The sequence below is a fragment of the Pseudomonadaceae bacterium SI-3 genome (assembly GCA_004010935.1).
Lineage (GTDB): Bacteria > Pseudomonadota > Gammaproteobacteria > Pseudomonadales > Pseudomonadaceae > Stutzerimonas.
In genome coordinates this window covers 2,833,193-2,854,867 of record CP026511.1, presented here as the reverse complement: position 1 = coordinate 2,854,867, position 21,675 = coordinate 2,833,193, and the positions used below count along the sequence as shown (strand labels likewise).

Annotated in this window: 21 protein-coding genes; 9 read left to right on the top strand and 12 right to left on the bottom strand. The window is 56.6% G+C overall.

The window, feature by feature from the left end; all coding sequences use genetic code 11:
- Nucleotides 1-85: 85 nt before the first annotated feature.
- The 6 genes from C1896_13315 (at nucleotide 86) to C1896_13290 (ending at nucleotide 4,526) form a co-directional block, all read left to right on the top strand.
- A complete protein-coding gene (locus tag C1896_13315; protein AZZ45786.1) occupies nucleotides 86-574 on the top strand; it encodes a ribonuclease E inhibitor RraA in 489 nt (162 codons plus the stop codon).
- Between the two features lie 68 nt (nucleotides 575-642).
- Nucleotides 643-1,635 (top strand): zinc transporter ZntB, encoded by a 993-nt coding sequence (locus tag C1896_13310; GenBank protein ID AZZ45785.1) that lies wholly within the window; start codon nucleotides 643-645, stop codon nucleotides 1,633-1,635.
- A 53-nt stretch (nucleotides 1,636-1,688) separates the two neighbouring features.
- The gene (locus C1896_13305; GenBank protein ID AZZ45784.1) at nucleotides 1,689-1,934 is read left to right on the top strand and encodes a CrfX protein; all 246 of its coding nucleotides are present in this window, start codon (nucleotides 1,689-1,691) and stop codon (nucleotides 1,932-1,934) included.
- Nucleotides 1,935-1,936: 2 nt separating this feature from the next.
- A complete protein-coding gene (locus C1896_13300; protein AZZ45783.1) occupies nucleotides 1,937-2,761 on the top strand; it encodes a transporter in 825 nt (274 codons plus the stop codon).
- A 106-nt stretch (nucleotides 2,762-2,867) separates the two neighbouring features.
- Entirely contained in the window at nucleotides 2,868-3,434 is a 567-nt protein-coding gene (locus tag C1896_13295; protein AZZ45782.1) for an RNA polymerase subunit sigma, read from the top strand.
- A 99-nt stretch (nucleotides 3,435-3,533) separates the two neighbouring features.
- Nucleotides 3,534-4,526 (top strand): porin, encoded by a 993-nt coding sequence (locus C1896_13290; protein AZZ45781.1) that lies wholly within the window; start codon nucleotides 3,534-3,536, stop codon nucleotides 4,524-4,526.
- Between the two features lie 559 nt (nucleotides 4,527-5,085).
- Here the strand turns inward: C1896_13290 and C1896_13285 are convergent.
- From C1896_13285 to C1896_13240, 10 genes are all read right to left on the bottom strand, one after another.
- Entirely contained in the window at nucleotides 5,086-6,681 is a 1,596-nt protein-coding gene (locus tag C1896_13285) for an isocitrate lyase (GenBank protein ID AZZ45780.1), read from the bottom strand.
- Nucleotides 6,682-7,190: 509 nt separating this feature from the next.
- A complete protein-coding gene (locus C1896_13280) occupies nucleotides 7,191-7,997 on the bottom strand; it encodes a secretin (GenBank protein AZZ45779.1) in 807 nt (268 codons plus the stop codon).
- Nucleotides 7,994-8,620: a histone acetyltransferase HPA2 gene (locus C1896_13275; GenBank protein AZZ47669.1), complete on the bottom strand. Its 627-nt coding sequence runs from the start codon at nucleotides 8,618-8,620 to the stop codon at nucleotides 7,994-7,996. The genes C1896_13280 and C1896_13275 overlap by 4 nt, the downstream gene beginning before the upstream one ends.
- A gap of 6 nt (nucleotides 8,621-8,626) precedes the next feature.
- Nucleotides 8,627-9,052, bottom strand: coding sequence for a GNAT family N-acetyltransferase (locus C1896_13270; GenBank protein AZZ45778.1), 426 nt, complete (start codon nucleotides 9,050-9,052; stop codon nucleotides 8,627-8,629).
- The gene (locus C1896_13265) at nucleotides 9,045-10,211 is read right to left on the bottom strand and encodes a cupin (protein AZZ45777.1); all 1,167 of its coding nucleotides are present in this window, start codon (nucleotides 10,209-10,211) and stop codon (nucleotides 9,045-9,047) included. Before C1896_13265 ends, C1896_13270 begins: the two co-directional genes overlap by 8 nt.
- Before the next feature lie 76 nt (nucleotides 10,212-10,287).
- On the bottom strand, nucleotides 10,288-11,658 hold the full coding sequence (locus tag C1896_13260; GenBank protein AZZ45776.1) for an adenylosuccinate lyase: 1,371 nt from the start codon (nucleotides 11,656-11,658) through the stop codon (nucleotides 10,288-10,290).
- 109 nt (nucleotides 11,659-11,767) lie between these two features.
- On the bottom strand, nucleotides 11,768-12,391 hold the full coding sequence (locus C1896_13255) for a lysogenization regulator HflD (protein AZZ45775.1): 624 nt from the start codon (nucleotides 12,389-12,391) through the stop codon (nucleotides 11,768-11,770).
- The gene (locus C1896_13250) at nucleotides 12,388-13,467 is read right to left on the bottom strand and encodes a tRNA 2-thiouridine(34) synthase MnmA (GenBank protein ID AZZ47668.1); all 1,080 of its coding nucleotides are present in this window, start codon (nucleotides 13,465-13,467) and stop codon (nucleotides 12,388-12,390) included. The genes C1896_13255 and C1896_13250 overlap by 4 nt, the downstream gene beginning before the upstream one ends.
- A 118-nt stretch (nucleotides 13,468-13,585) precedes the next feature.
- Nucleotides 13,586-14,026, bottom strand: coding sequence for an NUDIX hydrolase (locus tag C1896_13245; GenBank protein AZZ45774.1), 441 nt, complete (start codon nucleotides 14,024-14,026; stop codon nucleotides 13,586-13,588).
- Between the two features lie 116 nt (nucleotides 14,027-14,142).
- Nucleotides 14,143-16,368, bottom strand: a complete 2,226-nt coding sequence (locus tag C1896_13240; GenBank protein AZZ45773.1) for an NADP-dependent isocitrate dehydrogenase — start codon at nucleotides 16,366-16,368, stop codon at nucleotides 14,143-14,145.
- 366 nt (nucleotides 16,369-16,734) lie between these two features.
- Between C1896_13240 and C1896_13235 the strand changes: the two genes are divergently transcribed.
- Nucleotides 16,735-17,991: an NADP-dependent isocitrate dehydrogenase gene (locus C1896_13235; protein AZZ45772.1), complete on the top strand. Its 1,257-nt coding sequence runs from the start codon at nucleotides 16,735-16,737 to the stop codon at nucleotides 17,989-17,991.
- Between the two features lie 57 nt (nucleotides 17,992-18,048).
- Here C1896_13235 and cspD read toward each other — a convergent pair whose 3' ends face one another.
- Complete coding sequence (gene cspD / locus C1896_13230; GenBank protein AZZ45771.1) at nucleotides 18,049-18,306, bottom strand: cold shock domain protein CspD; 258 nt, start codon at nucleotides 18,304-18,306, stop codon at nucleotides 18,049-18,051.
- Nucleotides 18,307-18,519: 213 nt separating this feature from the next.
- Here cspD and C1896_13225 point away from each other — a divergent pair, with 213 nt between their 5' ends.
- Both C1896_13225 and clpA read left to right on the top strand, forming a co-directional pair.
- Entirely contained in the window at nucleotides 18,520-18,882 is a 363-nt protein-coding gene (locus tag C1896_13225; protein AZZ45770.1) for an ATP-dependent Clp protease adapter ClpS, read from the top strand.
- 28 nt (nucleotides 18,883-18,910) lie between these two features.
- Nucleotides 18,911-21,181, top strand: a complete 2,271-nt coding sequence (gene clpA, locus C1896_13220) for an ATP-dependent Clp protease ATP-binding subunit ClpA (protein ID AZZ45769.1) — start codon at nucleotides 18,911-18,913, stop codon at nucleotides 21,179-21,181.
- A 186-nt stretch (nucleotides 21,182-21,367) separates the two neighbouring features.
- Here clpA and C1896_13215 read toward each other — a convergent pair whose 3' ends face one another.
- Nucleotides 21,368-21,586, bottom strand: a complete 219-nt coding sequence (locus tag C1896_13215; protein ID AZZ45768.1) for a translation initiation factor IF-1 — start codon at nucleotides 21,584-21,586, stop codon at nucleotides 21,368-21,370.
- Between the last annotated feature and the right edge of the window lie 89 nt (nucleotides 21,587-21,675).

The following is a 21,675-nucleotide window of genomic DNA, read 5'->3' as shown; positions in this document are numbered from 1 at the left end:
AAACCAGTGCGGGTAGGCAAATTGCTTATCTTTGAAGCATGGTGGCGACCGAGCCTGACGCGTTTCATGTTTGAGGAGATTTACCATGCAATACATCACGCCTGATCTATGCGATGCCTACCCTGAGTTGGTCCAGGTGGTGGAGCCGATGTTCAGCAATTTTGGTGGTCGCGACTCCTTCGGTGGTCAGATCGTCACGATCAAATGCTTCGAAGACAATTCATTGGTCAAGGAGCAGGTAGATGTAAACGGCGCAGGCAAGGTGCTGGTGGTAGACGGTGGCGGCTCGCTGCGTCGTGCATTGCTCGGGGACATGCTTGCTGAGAAAGCAGCGCGCAATGGATGGGAGGGGCTGGTGATCTATGGTTGCATCCGTGATGTCGACGTGATTGCGCAAACGGAATTGGGCGTCCAGGCGCTGGCCACCCATCCCATGAAAACCGACAAGCGCGGAATCGGCGACCTCAATGTACCGGTGACCTTTTGTGGAGTGACTTTCCGCCCTGGTGAATACGTTTATGCCGACAACAACGGCATTATCGTTTCGCCCGAAGAGCTGAAGTTGCCCGACTAGCCGGTGGCGGTTGGTTGATCAAGCCCGGCTATGCCGGGCTTTTTTACGATTTTTAGGAGGCGGGACCGTTGCCTGACGAAATAGGTCGTACAGGGCTTCTACATGCCCTTGTGTTAGACGGGCAAGGTGGTGCGCGCAGAATTGCCTATTCAGACATTTCCTCTTTGGAGTTAGCCGCGCATGAAAGCTTGTGGCTTCATTGGGATCGCAGTCAGGCTCAGGCCCAGGCTTGGTTGCGCGACCGGAGCGGCCTGAGCGCGTTCGCATGCGACGTGTTACTGGAAGAAAATACTCGTCCACGTTTGCTTGCGCTGCCTGGCGACGAGTTGCTGCTATTTCTGCGAGGCGTCAACCTGAATCCCGACGCGGAGCCCGAGGACATGGTTTCGCTACGGGTATTCGCAGATGCGCGCAGGGTTATTTCGTTGCGCCTGCGGCCGTTGCGCTCGACCGAAGTGGTGCTCCAGCAGCTTGATGCTGGTGTCGGCCCGAAAACGGCATCCGAAGTATTGCTTGCCCTGGCAGACGCGCTGACCGAGCGGGTTGATGAGCTCGTTGCCGTTCTGACAGAAAAGCTGGATGGAGAAGAAGACCGCGTCGAGACGGATGAACGATATACACCACCTCAAGACAAGTTGCTGTCGTTGCGGCGCCAGGCGGCTGGTCTGCGCCGTTTTCTGTTACCGCAGCGCGAGATATACGCGCAGCTCACGCGCAATCGTCTGCCGTGGTTTGTTGATGACGATACAGATTACTGGAACGAGCTGAGCAACCGGTTGATTCGCTACCTGGAGGAGTTGGAGCTGGTCCGTGAGCGAGTCAATCTAGTGCTAGAAGCAGAAGAAAGGCGAATGCGCGAGCGGATGAACAGAACCATGTACCTGCTCGGCATCATTACCGGCTTTTTTCTGCCGATGAGCTTTCTCACGGGCTTGCTTGGGATAAACGTGGGCGGCATCCCAGGGTCCGACCATCCTTACGGATTTGCAGTGGCTTGTGTGCTCATTGGTGCGGTGGCCTGTTTCCAATGGTGGATCTTCCGCCGATTGAAATGGGTGTGATGTGACTACTGATATGGCTGTGCCGTCAGAGTCTCACTGTTGCAGAGGTAAACATGCACGATCCCTTTGAAGAATCCCTGCGGGACATGCTTAACACGCAGTCGGAGCGTCATGACGACACCCGCTTGGATCGTGTACTGAAAACGGCCAACCGACAGGTGGGCGCTGGCGACCTGTTTGGCCTGATGGGGCATTGGCTACAGGCTGTGCTGATCGCGTTTAGCGCCGGCGCACCGCACACATCGGCTGTGACTCGACGCCATTCCGGTTCCCGTACTACTTTCAATAAGGTCGACTGATCATGGAACTCGATCCCTGGAGCCAGAGCTTGCTGGGTGCTATGAGCGCCCTTTGGCAACCTATCGCTGCCTTCATTCCTCGTTTGTTCGGGGCGCTCTTGCTAGTGGCTGTTGGTTTTGTCGTCGCCAAGTTACTGGACACTCTGTTGTCGAAGGTCCTGGCAAAACTGGGTCTGGACCGGTTGGTTGCCGGTACCGGGGCGACCAAGTTGCTTGGGCGTGCCGGTATTCGCATGCCGATCTCGGCCTTGATTGGCAAGATCGTATATTGGTTCGTATTGCTGATCTTTCTGGTGTCGGCTGCGGAATCTCTGGGACTCGCTCGCGTTTCGGCGACGCTCGATATGCTCGCGCTATACGTGCCCAAGGTGTTCGGGGCGGGGCTGATCCTGTTGGTTGGGATACTCTTGGCGCAGCTGGTCAACGGTTTGGTGCGAGGCGCTGCTGAAAGCGTTGGCCTTGAATATTCCGCCGGGCTTGGACGAATCGCGCAGGGGTTAGTGATCATCATCATTATCTCCGTCGCAATCGGCCAGCTGGAGGTTAAGACCGAGCTTCTTAATTACGTCATCGCAATTGCACTGATCTCTGTCGGGCTGGCGGTTGCGTTGGCTTTCGGTCTCGGTAGCCGAGAGTTGGTGAGTCAGATTCTCGCCGGCATTTACGTTCGTGAACTTTACGAGGTTGGCCAAAGGGTGCGCATCGAGGGACTGGAGGGTTCGATCGAAGAGATTGGAACCGCAAAGACCTTGCTGCTTACCGATGAAGGTGAGCTGATCTCGGTTGCAAATAGAGTGCTGCTAGAGCAGCGCGTAGGCAGCCGTTAGGCCCGGTATTCTGTTAAAGTGCGCAGCCTCTTCTGCGGGTTACCGCGAACGGCGGCCACGATTATTGCCGGTTCGAAGCGCCTTGACTAAAACCCATCCGCCGACCATGAGCTACGACCCCCGCCAGCTCTCCGATGAGGAGCTGGTGCAGCGCGCCCATGCGGAGCTGTTTCATGTAACGAGGGCCTATGAAGAGCTGATGCGCCGTTATCAGCGTACACTCTTCAACGTATGCGCGCGTTATTTAGGAAACGACCGAGACGCTGATGACGTTTGTCAGGAAGTCATGCTCAAGGTTTTATATGGTTTAAAGAACTTTGAAGGTAAATCGAAGTTCAAGACATGGCTATATAGCATTACATACAACGAGTGTATTACTCAGTACCGGAAAGAGCGCCGCAAGCGCCGCTTACTTGATGCTTTGAGCCTTGATCCTGTGGAAGAGGCGTCTGAGGAAAAGGCGCCGAACGTTGAAGAAAGGCCGGAGCTAGACAAGTGGCTGGTCCATGTGAACCAGATCGATCGGGAGATTCTCGTTCTGCGCTTTGTGGCAGAACTGGAGTTCCAGGAAATTGCCGACATCATGCACATGGGACTAAGCGCAACAAAGATGCGTTACAAGCGGGCGCTAGATAAATTACGCGAAAAATATTCGGGAATCGCTGAAACTTAACGGCATTAAGCTGTCCTATTGTTAGCGAACAGCTTGGGCTTGCAGTTAGCCGGTTTCCTTAGATTGTTCTGATACTCACCACCAGATGGGGATTTACGGATGAAGCTTAAAAACACCTTAGGCGTTGTAATTGGTTCTTTGGTTGCCGCCACTTCTATTAGCGCGCTGGCCCAGGGCCAAGGTGCCGTAGAGGTGGAAGCATTCGGTAAGCATTACTTCACCGATAGCTCGCGCGATGTTCAGCGTGACGGCGAACTGTACGGAGCTGGCGCTAGCTACTTCCTGACTGATGACGTTTCGCTTGGTCTGTCGTACGGCGAATACCACGACTTGACGTCCCAGGACCCGGTCGGCGCAGGCGGGCACAAAGATATCAAGGGTAGCCTGACTTCTCTGGACGCCACTTACCACTTCGGCCAGCCGGGCGTTGGTTTGCGTCCTTACGTATCCGCAGGTGCCGCTCACCAAAGCATTGGTCAGGCTGCACGTGGCGGTCGTGATCACAGCACCTTCGCCAACATCGGTACTGGCGTGAAGTATTACTTCACCGAAAACTTCTTCGCCAAGGCAAGTGTTGACGGCATGTACAACATCGATGCGGACGAAGCTGAGTGGATGGCTGGCGTAGGTGTCGGTCTGAACTTCGGTGGTGGTGCTCAGCAGCAGGTAGCACAGGTCGAGCCGACCCCTGCGCCAGCACCGGCGCCAATGGTCGACAACGAGCCAGAGCCAGAGCCGGAACTCGTTCGCGTCGAGCTGGACGTCAAGTTTGATTTTGACAAAGCCCGCGTTCGCGAAGAGAGCTACAACGACATCAAGAACCTGGCTGATTTCATGCAGCAGTACCCTCAGACCAACACCACCGTTGAAGGTCACACCGACTCGGTGGGCACCGATCAATATAACCAGCGTCTGTCCGAGCGTCGTGCTCAGGCTGTTCGCGAGGTGCTGGTCAACCAGTACGGCGTTGAGAGCCAGCGTGTCGATTCGGTCGGTTACGGCGAAACCCGCCCGGTTGCTGACAACAGCACTGAGGAAGGTCGTCAGATCAACCGTCGTGTAGAAGCTGAAGTCGAAACACAGGTTCGTTAATTCGTATCTTGTTTCGCTAGCTGGTAGGTGCCCTGCTTAGTCTTGGGCTCCTTCTAAGCTTTTCAAAAAATCCGATGCCAGATTCTGGCATCGGATTTTTTTTGCTTTAGCTACGTCCCTTGTAGACCTGAAGGTCTACCTATCGGTGGGCTGTGCATGCGAGATCAGATATACCTTTCATCTGGCTGATACAGCGTTCACGCTGGCTCGCCAGCTTGTTGATGCAGCGCCGTCAGCGCCGTCGTGTGCATCACATCACAGCTAAGGAAGCAGTGGCGGCGAGCATGCCTACTGAGATCGTCTAGAGATCTCCACGCCGTCGTGCAAGTTGTGAGCGCCGCGATGAATGCAGAACGCCTGTGATCGGCTTGTCGGTAGTGCCCTGTCTGGGCGGGGGTGACCAGCGGCGATGCGAGAGGAGGGGGCGGCGGTTAGCTAGGTCTCGTGTGCGCGTCGTACACAAACAAAAAAGCCGCTCCATATCGGGGCAGCTTTAATGCAGATGCCAAGACATCTGTTACACCATTGACCCAGGCGGTGCCTGGGCCATATTCAGCTCTTAGTGGAACTGGTTCATGGTGTTGTCTTTACCGCTTGCCTTCAGAGCCGCTTCGCCAGCGAAGTACTCCTTGTGGTTGTCGCCGATGTCGGAGCCGGCCATGTTCTGATGCTTGACGCAGGCGATACCCTGACGCAGCTCTTCACGCTGTACACCTTTGACGTAGGCCAGCATGCCCTGATCAGCGAAGTACCCTTTTGCCAGGTTGTCGGTCGACAGTGCGGCAGTGTGGTAAGTCGGCAAGGTGATCAGGTGGTGGAAGATACCAGCATGAGCGGACCCATCCTTCTGGAAGGTACGGATCTTCTCGTCGGCAACTTGAGCCAGTTCGGTTTCGTCGTACTCGACGCTCATCAGCTTGGCGCGATCGTAGGCGGAAACATCTTTGCCTTCGGCAGCGAATGCATCGAACACCTGCTGGCGGAAGTTGAGGGTCCAGTTGAAGGACGGGCTGTTGTTGTAGACCAGCTTGGCATTCGGGATCTCTTTGCGGATCTCGTCAACCATGGCTGCGATCTGACCAACATGAGGCTTCTCAGTCTCGATCCAAAGCAGGTCCGCGCCGTTCTGCAGCGAAGTGATGCAGTCGAGGACGCAGCGCGCTTCGCCGGTGCCTTTGCGGAACTGGAACAGGTTACTCGGCAGGCGCTTAGGACGCAGCAGTTTGCCTTCACGCTTGATCACAACGTCGCCGTTGCCGAGGTCGGCTTCGGTGATCTCTTCGCAGTCAAGGAAGGAGTTGTACAGGTCACCCAGGTCGCCCGGCTCTTTGGTCACTGCGATCTGCTTGGTCAGACCGGCGCCCAGAGAGTCGGTACGCGCAACGATGACGCCGTTGTCGATGCCCAGCTCGAGAAATGCATAGCGGACGGCGGCAATCTTGGCCAGGAAGTCGGCATGAGGAACGGTTACCTTGCCGTCCTGGTGTCCGCACTGCTTCTCATCGGAAACCTGGTTCTCGATCTGGATGCAGCATGCGCCGGCTTCGATCATGCGCTTGGCCAGCAGGTAGGTGGCTTCCGGGTTACCGAAACCAGCGTCAATGTCGGCAATGATCGGGACGATGTGGGTTTCGTAGTTGTCGATCTGCGACTGGATCTCGGCGGCCTTGGCAGTGTCGCCGGCTTCGCGAGCGGCGTCCAAAGCGGTGAACAGCAGGTCCAGCTCGCGGCTGTCGGCCTGGCGCAGGAAGGTGTACAGCTCTTCGATCAGGTCGGAGACTGCGGTCTTCTCGTGCATCGACTGGTCCGGCAGCGGGCCGAACTCGGAGCGCAGTGCGGCAACCATCCAGCCCGACAGGTAGAGGTAACGCTTATTGGTGGTTTTCAGATGCTTCTTGATGGAGATCAGTTTCTGCTGACCGATGAAGCCATGCCAGCAGCCTAGCGACTGGGTGTAGGCGGACGTATCGGCGTCGTACTCAGCCATGTCCTTGCGCATAATGTCGGCAGTGTACTGCGCGATTTCCAGACCGGTCTTGAAACGGTTCTGTGTACGCATACGTGCTACGGATTCGGGGTTAATCGCGCTCCAGCTGCTTCCAGCTGCTTCTTTCAGAGCGGCAACGGCCTTGATGTCGTTTTGATAAGCGGACATGGTCAATCCTTCAAAGAAATTCGTGTTTGGTTGAGCACCGACTTTTCCCACTGAAACCTACGTGCTTGCGCTGATGAAGCGGGCAACACGTGGCAGAGCGTCGAAATATCGACCGAGACGAGGATTGAACCAAGAGGAGGAGGGTATGCAGTTACGACCGCAAGAGGATTCGGTTAGCTGTGGAATGATCGTGGCATTCCAACACACAGCGGCGCGGGGCCGTTGAGTGGATCAGCGAACTTATGTCTCGAGCTGATGCGTTAATCGCTTCCCCGTCCCTCAGGACGACTCGTTCCAGTCGCAACCTCGTCAGTCCGCCTTGTGGGCAGTACAGTCACGGAACGCCTCTGCTGGTTGGCTGAGCGCGATCCGGAGACCCTTTCAGAGTCTCTGGTTAGCGGGAGCGGGGCCATGATGCTCCGGCTAAAATGGTTCGTCAAATGTTTTTGTAGTGAACTTTGGTAAGCACTACATTTCTTAACCGAGCGTTATTTGTCTGCTGAACTTTCTTAATTCAGCGTATCTACTTTCAGTCGTAGGGAAAGGTCTTGACTGCCGGCTGTGGAATATCTGCGTAGCATTCCGTTCTCGCTGGAGTTTGCAGATTCGTCAACGCCGCCGAGCTCAATCCATTCGCCGAGCCGCCCGCTGACCCGAGTATCGGTTTGCTGGACGTTGATTGCGCCTGGCTGGGATGCGCTCATACGGTCGTTATGGCTGCTGATCGTAACCTGCACCCGGTCCCCCTGTACCGTAGCGGTGGCGTAGAAACCGCGAGTGACATCCCGATACTGAGTTTGTTGATAGATCTGCCCGTAGCCATCGGCCCCCGTGGTGGTGATTGGTACGCTTTGGCCTATCTGAATCAATGCAGGATAACCCTCGGTGGCTTGGACCTGTTGAACACCTCCGCCTTGGCTGTTGGTGCTGCGACGAATGATGCGCGCCTGGTCTCTGCCTCTCTTCTCGCCGTCGCCACTCTGGATTTCAACGTCACCGATGCGGGTTGTGCCGTCGACCCGATAGCCACTTTCGCTGCCTGCGGCCGAATTTTGGGTATCGACACTTATAAGCAGCCGGCGAGGTTCGGTATCTAGCTTGGACAGCACATCGCGCAGCTCAGTGATCACAGCGGACGGCGCGTTTACAATCAGCTGGTTGCCATATGCGTTGACTTTGCCCTTATCCCCTACAACTGATTGGGCGATCGGTAGCACGTCCTCCGCCATTCGGAAGTCCAGCGGAATTACCTCTGTCGCAGCACTAAGTGCCGAGCTAACGACTAACAGGCAAGCAGCGAAAAAACGACGAGTCATAGCAAAAAGCTCCGCATATCGGGATCAGGAAGGCTACGGTCCCAGGCGGCGTCGAATAGCCTTAGTTGTTGGCGAGCGCGACCAGGGTCTCGGTATAACGCATGCCCAGAGAATTGATCCGCATTCGGGCGAATCAGCATGCCGCACGCATCGACCACGAGGAACGCGGTGGTTTGTAGTTGATAATCCTGATGGGTGCGGCGAATGTGCAAGTTGCTAGTCAATCTGCGGCTCAGAGTGACCAGGCGGTGGCCTTCTTTGACTGCGCGAGACGAGTCGCCCACCAAGATACGCAAGTGGTTGCGTGGATGGGCCCGTAAAAACTGCGAGCATGCCTTTTGAATGCAGCTGTGGTTGTACAGCCAAGGTTCCAGGTCCGGCGTATAGATGCTCAGGCTGCGCGTAACCTGCTCGATCAGCGCAAGCGCATGCTTACGAGCTTCGCCCATGTCATTGAAAGCTTGAACTGTAGTGCTGACGCCTAGCGTAAACGGCGCGGCCTGCCATTCTTGTTGGAGAGCAGGCTGTGCCGCTGGGTTATCAATCTGGAAGCGACCCGGTGATTGGAACTCGATCATCGACGGGGCGTCTTCGCTGATAGAGTGATCCGGGTCGTCATGCATCATATGCTAGTGGCTCTTTCGTAGCATATCGACGTGGGGAAGGCCGGCCTCGAGGAACTCTTCGCTGACTACTTCGAAGCCAAGGCGTTCATAGAACGATGTGGCATGCACTTGGGCGGTGAGTCGCTGTTCGTTGAGGCCGCGCCGCTCGGCTTCTTCAATGACCGCTTTCATCAGTGCGCCGCCGACGTTCATTCCGCGCCAGTCGCGTAATACCGAAACGCGACCGATATGCCCGTCATTAAGCAGTCGCGCGGTACCAATCGGATAGCCGCTTTCCAAGGCAAGGAAATGCACGGCCTCGACATCGTCTGCGTCCCACTCCAGTTCCGGGGGCACGGACTGTTCAGCAATGAACACAGTTTCCCTAATCCGGCGTAGGTCGGCGTTATCCTGCTGCCAGTCGGCGATGCGAACTTCTATGTCACTCATCAGCAAACTCCAGACTTCCCTGTTTGACCAGTTGCAGCACGAGATTACGCCCATCCTCGTCGCTCAGCCAGCCAGCGAGATTTTCGGCATGGAGCGCATCGGCTGAACAGACCATTTTCAATAGCTCCTTCAGATGACCTGGAAGCAACCGACTTTGACCGCTGGCAAACAGCAACAAGCCGATGTCCACTTCACTCCAGGCCAGGCGCGCACTCAGGTTTCGCACGAGTATGGCGCCATCATCCAATGCTGCGAGCATTGCCTGCTCGTCGATTTCCGGACCCTGCACTCGCTCCGGATAGCGCGGTTCGGTCATGAACTGGCCGAACCAGGTTAGCAGCAATCGCTCGTCGCCCATATGCTCGGTGAGCATCGCGCGCAGGCGATCCAGCGCGTCGCTTTGGATCTGGTGCGGGTCTTCGATCGGAAGCATATCGGCATCGCTGTAGCGTTCCTCATCAGGCAGGAACTGCGCCAGGAAGTCAGTGAAATGGGTGAGGACTTCCGCTGCGCTGGGAGCCCTGAAGCCTAGCGAGTAGGTCATGCACGCATCCTCGGCGGTACCGAAATGAGCGAGTCTTGGCGGCAGGTAAAGCATGTCGCCTGGCTCGAGCACCCATTCGTCGGTGCCTTGAAAATCCGCGAGTATGCGCAGGTCGGCATGCTTGAGCATTTTGCTCTCGCTGTCGCACATCTGACCTACGCGCCAGCGACGCTGGCCATGCGCTTGGAGGAGGAATACATCGTAATTGTCGAAGTGCGGACCCACACCGCCCCCCGGCGCTGCAAAGCTGACCATGACGTCATCGATCCGCCAATTGGGCAGGAAGCGAAAGTGCTCGATAAGCTCGGCAACTTCCGGCACCAATTGGTCGACGGCCTGGACGAGCAACGTCCAGTCACGCTCCGGCAGGTTCTGGTAACTATCTTCGCTGAAGGGGCCGCGGCGCAGCTCCCACGGAGTTTCGCCATGTTCGATGACCAGGCGGGACTCGACTTCCTCCTCCAGAGACAAACCGGCCAACTCGTCTGGGGAAACCGGGCTTTCGAACCCGGGAATTGCCTGGCGGACCAGTAGAGGTTTTTTCTGCCAATAATCACGAAGAAACTCGCGCGCGCTGATCCCGCCAAGGATTTGCAAAGGGGTGTCGGAAGTCATGCCAGGTACCTTGCTCTGTTTAAGAGCTGCAAATAAAAACGCCCGGCACAGCCGGGCGTGCAAATAATGGGTTCGCTCAGATCCGCTTGGCCTGATCGGCGGCGTTGCCTATGTAGGCGGCCGGGGTCAGTTTGCGCAGCGCCTGCTTGGCTTCGGCCGGCATATCCAGGCCTTCGATGAAAGTCTGCAGCGCCTCCGGGCTGATGCCTTTGCCTCGGGTCAACTCCTTGAGTTTCTCGTAGGGATTCTCAATGGCATACCGACGCATGACGGTCTGGATCGGCTCGGCCAGTACTTCCCAGCAAGCGTCGAGGTCCTCGGCAATTCGCGCTTCGTTGAGCTCCAGTTTACCGATGCCTTTGAGGCTGGCCTCGTACGCAATGATGCTATGGGCAAAGCCAACTCCCAGATTGCGCAGTACTGTGGAGTCGGTCAGGTCACGCTGCCAGCGAGAGATGGGCAGCTTGCTCGCCAAGTGACTCAGCAGTGCGTTGGCAATACCGAGATTGCCTTCCGAGTTCTCGAAATCGATCGGGTTGACCTTGTGCGGCATGGTCGAGGAGCCAATTTCGCCAGCAACGGTGCGCTGCTTGAAATAGCCCAGCGAAATATAGCCCCAGATGTCGCGATCAAAATCTATAAGAATCGTGTTGAATCGAGCCACGGCATCGAACAGCTCGGCGATGTAATCGTGAGGCTCGATCTGTGTGGTGTAAGGGTTCCAGAAGAGTCCAAGGTCACCTTCGATGAATTCTCGCGCGTTAGCTTCCCAGTCAACGTCGGGATAAGCCGACAGGTGAGCATTGTAGTTGCCGACGGCGCCATTGATCTTGCCGAGCAGCGGTACCGCCGCAACCTGCGCAATCTGACGCTCCAGGCGATAGACCACGTTAGCCAGTTCCTTGCCCAAGGTGGTGGGCGAAGCGGGCTGACCATGGGTACGGGAGAGCATTGGTACGTCTGCATGCGCAACAGCCAAGGCGCGGATTGCGTCCGCTAACTGGCGCATTAGGGGCAGCAAAACCTCATCTCGACCCTGGCGTAGCATCAGAGCATGGGACAGGTTGTTGATGTCCTCGCTGGTACATGCGAAATGGATGAACTCATTGACCTTGGCCAGCTCCGGTAACTGCTTGGCCTGCTCCTTGAGGAGGTATTCCACCGCTTTTACGTCGTGGTTGGTGGTTCGCTCGAATTCCTTAACACGCTCGGCATGTTCCAGCTGGAAGTCTTCGGCAAGCTGATTGAGTAGTGCGTTAGCCACTTCCGAGAAAGGCGCCACCTCTGGAATTCCGGCATGTGCAGCCAGGCGCTGCAGCCAGCGGACCTCAACCTGAACGCGGCAGCGAATCAGGCCGAATTCGCTGAAAATGGGGCGCAGGGCGCTGGTTTTGCCGGCGTAGCGGCCATCGACAGGGGAAACCGCGGTGAGCGAGGAAAGCTGCATAGAGGGCATTCTCGGACAGTCGAGCGACGAAAAGAGGGCGAAGATTATACACGAAGCGGACGGCTAATTGCCGCTGTGGCCAGTAAGCACGTTGCGCTCCGCGTTGCGGTTATTCAGATTTCAGCATGGGATATAGCGCGTCGAGCATTTTGCGCCGGCTGAATACCATCTGCCAACGGTGCCCGCCGAGCTGGCGCCAGAGCCGCGCTGAACGAATCCCTGCCAGCAGAAGTGCGCGTATTTTTGCTGCGTTGTCGTTCTGCTGAAGATGGCGCATGTCGCCTTGGACCTGAATGCGCTGGCGAAAGGTGCTCAGTGTGTCCTGGTACAAACCGCCAAAAGAGGCGATTACGTTTTCGTGGGTCAGCCCAAAGTGATCGGCCTGCTGCTGTATCTGGTCCAGGCGGCTTCCGATCACCTGCAACAGGTCACGGCGTTTATCCAGCTGTCGTTCCAGGCCGATCATCGCCAGCGCATAGCGCAGCGGCTCGCGTTGCAGGCTGCTGGTGTCTCGCTCCAGTGCGCCGACAAGGGCGCGATAGCCCTCGCGGAGATTCAAGTCATCTCCGCCATAGATCTCCAAAGCCGGTTTGTCCTCTCGCACCAACAGGCTGCCCAACAGGTTCGCCAGGGCTGCGTTCGGCACTTGACCGGTTCGGGCTATTCGATCGACCAGTGCTGCAGCTTCGAATACAGCCCCAAGAGCTACTAGTTGTTCCTGTCGTGGCGTCATGGGCGGGCTCCGGCGAACCAGGGCTCTGCGGTCTCGATCACGCCACCACCGAGGCAAACGTCGCCATCGTAGAACACCACGGATTGGCCAGGCGTTACGGCGCGTTGAGGTTCGTCGAACACCGCTCGATAGCCGTTGGCGGTCTGTTCCAATGTGCAGGTCTGGTCGCTCTGCCGATAGCGAACCTTCGCCGTGAGCCGCAGGGGGGCGGTCAGTTCGATCGGATTGACCCAGTAGATTTCTGAGGCGAGCAGGGCGCGCGAGAACAGCCAGGGATGGTCGTTGCCTTGACCTACTACAAGCACGTTGCGCTCCAGATCCTTGCTTAACACGTACCAAGGCTCGTCGCTCGCGTCCTTAAGGCCGCCGATACCCAAACCCTGCCGCTGGCCGATGGTGTGATACATAAGGCCGTGATGGCGACCTATGGTTTCGCCGTCTATCGTTTCGATGTTGCCCGGTTGAGCAGGCAGATATTGCTTGAGAAAATCGCTGAAACGGCGCTCGCCGATGAAGCAAATTCCGGTCGAGTCTTTCTTTTTCGCCGTCGCCAACCCGTGCTTTTCGGCAGCTGCCCGGACCGCTGGCTTTTCCAGCTCCCCCACCGGGAATAAGGTTTTGCTCAGCTGCTCGCCGCCAACAGCGTGAAGGAAATAGCTTTGGTCCTTGTTCGAGTCCAGTCCTTTGAGCAGCTCGCTACGCCCATCGATGTCTCGTCGCCGTACGTAGTGTCCGGTCGCGATCAGGTCGGCGCCGAGCGCCAGGGCATAATCAAGGAACGCCTTAAATTTGATCTCGCGGTTGCAAAGGATGTCGGGATTCGGCGTCCTGCCTGCTTTGTACTCAGCGAGAAAGTGCTCGAACACGTTGTCCCAGTACTCAGCGGCAAAGTTTGCCGTGTGCAGTTTAATGCCGATCCTGTCGCAGACGGCCTGGGCGTCGGCTAGATCCTCCCGAGCAGTGCAATACTCGGTTCCGTCATCTTCCTCCCAGTTCTTCATGAACAGGCCTTCGACCTGGTACCCCTGTTCGAGGAGAAGCAGAGCGGAAACTGACGAGTCGACACCGCCGGACATGCCGACAATGACGCGCAGGTTTTCAGGGGCAACGAACGGTGAATCAGGCATAAAGACTCAGGGTTAACTGCAAAGCGTGCAATTCTAACAGGCCGGTCAAGCCAGCGGTTAAGGTCGCTCAGTCTCGTATCACGGCGAGATCGTGTGGCGGGCCAGCCAGATAGTCATCAATGCAGCGCAGGATCAGCTCGCTGCGCCAACGTTCCGGTTGGTCGGCCAGTTCGTCTCGAGTCATCCAGAGCGCTGCGACAATGCCGCTGTCGAGTTCGCGGTGCGGCTCATGGCGAACCGGAGTGGCCGCAAAGCAGACGCGTTGGTAGGTCACGCCGTTGCTAGGTGCAGTGTATAGGTAGATACCTACTACACCCGCGAGCGCGACCTCCCAGCCGGTTTCCTCTAGGGTTTCGCGCACCGCGGCTTGGCGTAATGTTTCGTGGGGTTCAAGGTGCCCCGCCGGTTGATTCAGTACCAAACGGCCGCCTTTTGATTCTTCGACCATAAGGAAGCGGCCATCGACCTCGACAATCGTCGCCACGGTTATGTGTGGATGCCAGCTCATGTTCGGCCTCAGCTCGTCTATAGATTTCGATGGTAGCGTTCGCGGGCACTGTAAAAAGAAACCCCGGCCTAGCGCCGGGGTTTCTTTGTCTCATGCAGCAGTACCGCCAGCGAAGATCAAGCCAGGGCGGCTAGCGCGGCGTTGAACGTTGCGCTAGGACGCATCGCTTTGCTGGTCAGCTCAGGATTGGAGCGGTAATAGCCGCCGATCTCCACGGGCTTGCCCTGAACCTCGGCCAGTTCAGCGAGAATGGCTTGCTCGTTGTCTTGTAGCTGCTTCGCCAGGGGCGCGAAACGGGCCTGCAGTTGAGTATCTTCGGTTTGTGCTGCTAGCTCCTGCGCCCAGTACAGCGCCAGGTAGAAGTGGCTGCCGCGGTTGTCCAGCTCACCGGTACGACGAGAGGGCGACTTGTTGTTGTCGAGCAGCTTGCCGGTTGCAGCATCCAGCGTTCTGCCCAGCAGTTTGGCTTTGACGTTGTCGGTCTTGATGCCCGTCTCTTCCAGCGACACGGCCAACGCCAGGAACTCACCGAGCGAGTCCCAGCGGAGGTGGTTTTCTTCGATCAACTGCTGGACATGCTTGGGTGCGGACCCACCGGCGCCGGTCTCGTACATGCCACCGCCTGCCATCAGGGGAACGATCGACAGCATCTTTGCCGAGGTGCCGAGTTCCATGATCGGGAACAGGTCGGTCAGGTAATCGCGCAGCACGTTGCCGGTCACGGAAATGGTGTCCTGGCCACGAATCAAGCGCTCCATGCTCACGCGGATGGCTTCGTTGTAGCCCATGATGCGAATATCCAAGTCGCTCAGGTCATGCTCCTGCAGATAGGCTTCAACCTTCTTCTGCAGTTCACGATCGTGCGCGCGCTCTGGGTCAAGCCAGAAGATGGCCGGCGTGCCCGATTGGCGCGCGCGGGTAACGGCCAGCTTGACCCAGTCGCGAATCGGTGCGTCCTTGGTTTGGCACGCGCGCCAGATGTCACCTTTCTCCACTTCGTGCTGCATCAGCACGGTGCCATCGGCCAACACGACGCGCATGGTGCCGTCAGCTTGCATTTCGAAGGTCTTGTCATGGGAGCCGTACTCTTCGGCCTTCTGCGCCATCAGGCCGACGTTCGGTACGCTGCCCATGGTTACCGGATCGAAAGCACCGTTGGTCTTACAGAAGTTGATCATCTCCTGATAGATGCGGGCATAGGTGCTCTCTGGCATCACCGCCTTGGTGTCTTTCTGCTTTCCGTCTTTGCCCCACATCTGACCCGAGTTGCGGATCATGGCGGGCATGGACGCATCAACGATCACATCGCTCGGAATGTGCAGGTTTGTGATGCCTTTGACAGAGTCCACCATCGCCATTTCAGGGCGCTCGGCGTAGCAGGCGTGGATGTCGTGAAGAATCTCTTCCTGCTGGGAGTCGGGCAGCGACTTGATCTTGTCGTAGACGCTGCTGATGCCATTGTTTGGATTGACGCCTAGTTCTTTGAACAGCTCGCCGTACTTGTCGAAGACGTCCTTGTAGTAAACGCTAACGGCGTGGCCGAAGACGATCGGGTGCGAGATTTTCATCATGGTCGCCTTGACATGCAGGGACCACATAACGCCGGTTTCTTTGCAGTCCTGCAGCGTTTGCTCGAAAAACTCACGCAGCTTGTTGCAGCTCATGAACATGCCGTCGAGCACTTCGCCTTCCTGCAAGGCTAGCTGCTTCTTGACTTCAACCTTGCCATCCTTGCCGACAAACTCGATGCGCACATCGCCGGCTGCTTCCATGGTGATGGACTGTTCGCTGGAGAAGAAATCGCCGCCGCGCATGTAGTCCGCATGCGACTGCGACGCCTTGCTCCACTTGCCCATCGAGTGCGGATGCTTGCGAGCAAAGGTTTTTACCGCTGCGGGGGCGCGTCGGTCCGAGTTGCCTTCGCGCAGAACCGGGTTAACGGCGCTACCGAGCACCTTGCCGTAACGCGCACGCACTTCTTTGTCGGCTTCCGTCTGCGGGTCTTCTGGAAAGTTGGGAATGCCATAACCCAATGCTTGCAGTTCAGCGATGGCCGCCTTGAGTTGAGGCACGGAGGCGCTGATGTTGGGGAGCTTAATGATGTTGGCGTCCGGCTGATTAGTCAGCTCGGCAAGCTTGGCCAGGTCATCTTCAACCGCTTTGTCGGCACCCAGCTGATCGGAAAAGCTTGCAAGGATGCGCCCTGCGAGAGAGATGTCACGTGTTTCGACGGCTATATCAGCGGAGGCGGCAAAGGCTTCTACAATGGGCAGAAGCGAATAGGTGGCCAGCGCCGGGGCTTCGTCGGTGAAGGTATAGATAATCTTCGAGCGGGTGGACATGTAGAGTTGACTCTCTCTTGCTGAGCGTGCACAGAACTTCGATTTGCGCAGGTAGGCGCCCTGGCTGCGTTAGCCGTGCCAGTTTCGAGGTTCGCCGCGATGATGTTGGATGCAGCACCACTGGAGTGTTGAGTATTTGACCGACCGGCTGCGGTTGGCAGCCTGGCAGTTCAGGGGCGAGGATCTCGTCGGAGATTAGCTGCCTCTCATGACTCGTTAGTCACCTAAGCAGTATATCACTGCCGCCCGTTGTCAAAGAATGCCCTGGCCATACGACGAACGAACATATGGTTTAGGCCGATTCAACTGGGTTACTCTTCGAAGATGACCACTGTTTAATGTTTAACCACAGAAACGGAGTCCAGCATGGGATACCAAAAGATCCAGGTGCCTGCCAGCGGTGACAAAATCACCGTCAATACCGATAACACCCTGAACGTACCCAACAATCCGATCATTCCTTATATAGAAGGTGACGGTATTGGCGTGGACATCAGCCCAGTGATGATCAAGGTAGTCGATGCTGCCGTAGAGAAGGCTTACGGCGGTGAGCGCAAGATCGCTTGGATGGAAATCTATGCGGGCGAGAAGGCGACGCAGGTGTATGACCAGGATACCTGGCTGCCCAAGGAGACGCTGGAGGTCGTGCGCGATTTTGTGGTGTCGATCAAGGGCCCTCTGACCACCCCGGTCGGCGGTGGCATTCGCTCGCTGAACGTTGCGCTACGCCAAGAGCTTGATCTCTATGTCTGTCAGCGCCCCGTACGCTGGTTCACAGGCGTACCCAGCCCGGTGAAGAAGCCCGCAGACGTCGATATGGTTATCTTCCGTGAGAATTCTGAAGACATCTACGCAGGGGTAGAGTGGAAGGCCGGCTCGCCTGAGTGCGAAAAGGTTATCAAGTTTCTTACTGAAGAGATGGGTGTCAAGAAGATCCGCTTCACTGAAAATTGCGGCATAGGCATCAAGCCGGTTTCTCTGGAAGGGACGAAGCGTCTGGTGCGCAAGGCGCTGCAATACGCAGTCGACAATGATCGCAGGTCAGTGACCATTGTCCACAAGGGCAACATCATGAAGTTCACCGAAGGCGCATTCAAAGAATGGGGCTACGAGGTGGCGCGCGACGAGTTCGGTGCAGAGTTGCTGGACGGCGGTCCATGGATGCAGTTCAAAAACCCTAATACAGGCAAGAACATTGTCGTCAAAGATGCCATTGCTGACGCGATGCTTCAGCAGATTCTGCTGCGCCCTGCCGAGTACGATGTGATCGCCACACTTAATCTGAACGGTGACTACCTGTCAGATGCTCTAGCGGCTGAAGTGGGTGGCATCGGTATTGCTCCGGGGGCGAATCTCTCGGACACAATTGCGATGTTCGAGGCCACGCACGGCACGGCGCCGAAGTATGCGGGGCAGGACAAGGTCAACCCAGGGTCGTTGATCCTTTCGGCGGAAATGATGTTGCGTCACATGGGTTGGGTGGAAGCAGCCGACCTGATCATCAAATCGACCGAAAGCGCTATCGCTGCCAAGACGGTGACATACGATTTCGAGCGTCTGATGGACGGAGCCAAGCTGATGTCCTGCTCGGAGTTCGGTGATGCCATGATCTCCCACATGTAGTTTTGAGGGAGCAACACAAAAAGGCCGATCAATGATCGGCCTTTTTGTTGCCTGGCATCAGGCGTCTACGGTCGAGCCCTGTGAGGCAGATGCAACCGCCTCCGCAGTGGTCTGCAGCGACCGAATGTTGGTTGCGTGCAGGCCCTTGGGACCTTGCAGTATGTCGAACATGACCGCTTGCCCAGCTTTCAGAGTTCTGTACCCTTCCATTTGAATGGCAGAGTAGTGGGCGAACAGGTCCTCATCGCCGCCGTCTGCTACGATAAATCCATAGCCTTTAGCGTTGTTGAACCACTTGACCTTACCGCTTAGCATGCTGTTATCCCTCTGCAAAGGAGTCCATCACTGGAGTAACATCCATTTCATTCCGCGCTGATGCAGCACATGGCCCACATGCGCAGCCCGTTGCCGTTGTGGCACATACTGTTTGTATCATCGTTTTGCCGATAGTCAAGGCGACTCGTCAGGTGGCTGTGAAGCCCTTCTATTTACCCGGCCTCGGCGCCCCGATCTAGAACTGTTATACGCATGCGTGCATTTCCAGAGATTCGACTAGTATTCAATCAAGATCGTCCGAAGCCATCGGACGACGACTCCTCTGGCCTGGCGGTCGAAGAAGCCAAGCCGCAGCTGAAGGCACCACCGATGTTCAAAGTTGTCATGTTTAATGATGACTACACGCCGATGGATTTCGTCGTGGAGGTGCTGGAAGGAATTTTCAATCACAATCGGGAGCTAGCCACCAAGATCATGCTGGCGGTTCATACCGAAGGGCGGGCCGTTTGTGGCGTCTACACTCGCGACGTCGCTGAAACCAAAGCAATGCAGGTCAATCAATATGCAAGGGAATGCCAGCATCCTTTGCTTTGTGAGATCGAGAAGGACGGTTAACCCGACTGCTGGGTAAGAGGTGAAAGCTATGTTGAACCGTGAGCTCGAAGTCACTCTGAATCTGGCTTTCAAGGAGGCACGTACCAAGCGTCATGAGTTCATGACGGTTGAGCACCTTCTGCTAGCCCTGCTGGACAATGAAGCGGCCGCAACGGTGTTGCGCGCCTGCGGAGCCAGCCTCGATAAACTGCGTCATGACCTACAGGAGTTCATCGACTCCACTACGCCTCTGATTCCGCAGCACGATGACGAGCGCGAAACCCAGCCGACCCTAGGCTTCCAGCGAGTGTTGCAACGGGCGGTGTTCCACGTTCAAAGCTCCGGCAAGCGTGAGGTCACTGGCGCTAATGTGCTGGTTGCGATTTTCAGTGAGCAGGAAAGCCAGGCGGTGTTTTTGCTCAAGCAGCAGAATGTCGCCCGCATCGACGTCGTCAATTACATTGCCCATGGCATTTCCAAGGTGCCCGGTAACAACGGCAATCCTGAAAGCGACGGGGAAATGCAAGACGAGGAGGGCGGCGATTCGTCCGCAGCCGGGAATCCACTCGATGCCTATGCAAGCAATTTGAATGATCTGGCGCGTCAAGGCCGTATCGACCCATTGGTTGGGCGTGAACATGAGGTCGAGCGGGTCGCGCAGATTTTGGCTCGCCGTCGCAAGAACAATCCGTTGCTCGTTGGTGAGGCCGGTGTGGGTAAGACGGCGATTGCCGAGGGCCTGGCCAAGCGTATCGTAGATAACCAGGTGCCCGAGCTGCTCGCCAACAGTGTCGTTTATTCGCTTGATCTGGGGGCTTTGCTCGCTGGTACAAAATATCGCGGGGATTTCGAGAAGCGCTTCAAGGCGCTGTTGAACGAGCTTCGCAAGCGTCCGCAAGCTGTCCTGTTCATAGACGAAATTCACACCATTATCGGTGCAGGCGCGGCCTCTGGCGGGGTAATGGACGCGTCCAATCTTCTCAAGCCGTTGCTGTCTTCTGGCGAGATCAGATGCATTGGCTCGACTACCTTCCAGGAATTTCGCGGCATCTTCGAGAAGGACCGTGCACTGGCGCGGCGCTTCCAGAAGGTCGATGTGTCCGAGCCATCGGTTGAAGACACCATTGGCATCTTGCGTGGGTTGAAGGGTCGATTCGAGCAGCACCACAACATCGAATACAGCGATGAGTCTCTCCGCGCTGCGGCAGAGCTTGCGTCCCGCTACATCAATGATCGTCATATGCCTGACAAGGCCATCGATGTCATCGATGAAGCGGGCGCTTATCAGCGGCTTCAGCCCGAGGACAAGCGCGTCGCTCGAATCGAAGTCGAGCAGGTCGAGGATATCGTAGCGAAGATCGCTCGCATTCCCCCCAAGCATGTAAGTACATCAGACAAGGAGCTGCTGCGAAACCTGGAGCGCGACTTGAAGCTGACGGTGTTTGGTCAGGATGACGCAATCGACTCTCTGGCGACGGCAATCAAGCTGTCACGGGCAGGGCTCAAAGCTCCAGACAAGCCAGTAGGTTCGTTTCTCTTCGCTGGTCCCACCGGTGTGGGTAAAACAGAAGCTGCCCGCCAGTTGGCGCGGGCTCTCGGGATCGAGTTAGTACGCTTCGATATGTCCGAGTACATGGAGCGGCATACCGTATCTCGACTCATCGGCGCGCCACCTGGCTATGTCGGTTTCGACCAGGGTGGGTTGCTGACAGAGGCCATCACCAAACAGCCGCATTGCGTATTGCTGCTTGATGAGATCGAGAAAGCGCATCCGGAGGTTTTCAACCTGCTGCTTCAGGTCATGGACCATGGCACGTTGACGGATAACAACGGCCGTAAAGCTGATTTCCGTAACGTGATCGTGATCATGACCACTAATGCGGGTGCGGAGACTGCTGCACGAGCGTCCATTGGCTTTACACATCAGGATCACGCTTCCGACGCCATGGAAGTAATCAAGAAGAGCTTCACGCCTGAGTTCCGCAACCGTCTGGATACCATCATCCAGTTCGGTCGTCTTAGCCATGAGGTCATCAAGAGCATTGTTGACAAATTCCTCATCGAGCTACAGACGCAGCTCGAGGACAAGCATGTCACGCTCGAAGTGTCCGATGCGGCACGCGGCTGGCTGGCTGAGCACGGCTACGACGTGCAAATGGGGGCGCGACCAATGGCTCGGCTGATTCAGGACAAGATCAAGCGGCCACTGGCTGAGGAGATCCTGTTCGGTGAACTGGCCGAACACGGCGGTGTCGTGCACATCGATATTCGTGATGGCGAGCCCAACTTTGACTTTGAGACGTCTGCCGAGTTGGCTTAACGCATTGAGGTAATGGAAGCAAAAAAAACGCCCGGCATAGCCGGGCGTTTTTGTCTGATCAAGGTGGCGAAGCGCAAAGCTGGGGCTACCCAGCGCTTTGCATTCTGTCGCTTGAGATGATCGAGGTCGTGGCATGAGCACAAACAAAAAGCCCGGACTATGCCGGGCGTTCATGCTCGCGTCCTGTCAGCGGGCGCGGTAGGTGATGCGGCCTTTGCTCAGGTCGTAAGGCGTAAGTTCCACGCGAACCTTGTCACCGGTAAGAATCCGGATGTAGTTCTTGCGCATCTTTCCGGAGATGTGCGCAGTAACGACGTGCCCATTTTCCAACTCCACACGAAACATGGTGTTAGGCAGGGTGTCGACGACAGTACCTTCCATTTCGAAGCTGTCTTCTTTCGACATTCAGTAAAACCCTCGGTGTCCAATGATAGACCCGGTACGAAGAATGCCCGGGTAAAAGCGGCAAGTATTGTGCCTGAAAGGGCCCCGAG

Bases quoted from the DNA above. Each gene is read 5' to 3' on its own strand.
- C1896_13315 (AZZ45786.1), top strand. From the start codon at position 86: ATGCAATACATCACGCCTGATCTATGCGATGCCTACCCTGAGTTGGTC.
- C1896_13305 (AZZ45784.1), top strand. From the start codon at position 1,689: ATGCACGATCCCTTTGAAGAATCCCTGCGGGACATGCTTAACACGCAG.
- C1896_13300 (AZZ45783.1), top strand. From the start codon at position 1,937: ATGGAACTCGATCCCTGGAGCCAGAGCTTGCTGGGTGCTATGAGCGCC.
- C1896_13295 (AZZ45782.1), top strand. From the start codon at position 2,868: ATGAGCTACGACCCCCGCCAGCTCTCCGATGAGGAGCTGGTGCAGCGC.
- C1896_13290 (AZZ45781.1), top strand. From the start codon at position 3,534: ATGAAGCTTAAAAACACCTTAGGCGTTGTAATTGGTTCTTTGGTTGCC.
- C1896_13285 (AZZ45780.1), bottom strand. From the start codon at position 6,681: ATGTCCGCTTATCAAAACGACATCAAGGCCGTTGCCGCTCTGAAAGAA.
- C1896_13280 (AZZ45779.1), bottom strand. From the start codon at position 7,997: ATGACTCGTCGTTTTTTCGCTGCTTGCCTGTTAGTCGTTAGCTCGGCA.
- C1896_13275 (AZZ47669.1), bottom strand. From the start codon at position 8,620: ATGCATGACGACCCGGATCACTCTATCAGCGAAGACGCCCCGTCGATG.
- C1896_13270 (AZZ45778.1), bottom strand. From the start codon at position 9,052: ATGAGTGACATAGAAGTTCGCATCGCCGACTGGCAGCAGGATAACGCC.
- C1896_13265 (AZZ45777.1), bottom strand. From the start codon at position 10,211: ATGACTTCCGACACCCCTTTGCAAATCCTTGGCGGGATCAGCGCGCGC.
- C1896_13260 (AZZ45776.1), bottom strand. From the start codon at position 11,658: ATGCAGCTTTCCTCGCTCACCGCGGTTTCCCCTGTCGATGGCCGCTAC.
- C1896_13255 (AZZ45775.1), bottom strand. From the start codon at position 12,391: ATGACGCCACGACAGGAACAACTAGTAGCTCTTGGGGCTGTATTCGAA.
- C1896_13250 (AZZ47668.1), bottom strand. From the start codon at position 13,467: ATGTCCGGCGGTGTCGACTCGTCAGTTTCCGCTCTGCTTCTCCTCGAA.
- C1896_13245 (AZZ45774.1), bottom strand. From the start codon at position 14,026: ATGAGCTGGCATCCACACATAACCGTGGCGACGATTGTCGAGGTCGAT.
- C1896_13240 (AZZ45773.1), bottom strand. From the start codon at position 16,368: ATGTCCACCCGCTCGAAGATTATCTATACCTTCACCGACGAAGCCCCG.
- C1896_13235 (AZZ45772.1), top strand. From the start codon at position 16,735: ATGGGATACCAAAAGATCCAGGTGCCTGCCAGCGGTGACAAAATCACC.
- cspD (AZZ45771.1), bottom strand. From the start codon at position 18,306: ATGCTAAGCGGTAAGGTCAAGTGGTTCAACAACGCTAAAGGCTATGGA.
- C1896_13225 (AZZ45770.1), top strand. From the start codon at position 18,520: ATGCGTGCATTTCCAGAGATTCGACTAGTATTCAATCAAGATCGTCCG.
- clpA (AZZ45769.1), top strand. From the start codon at position 18,911: ATGTTGAACCGTGAGCTCGAAGTCACTCTGAATCTGGCTTTCAAGGAG.
- C1896_13215 (AZZ45768.1), bottom strand. From the start codon at position 21,586: ATGTCGAAAGAAGACAGCTTCGAAATGGAAGGTACTGTCGTCGACACC.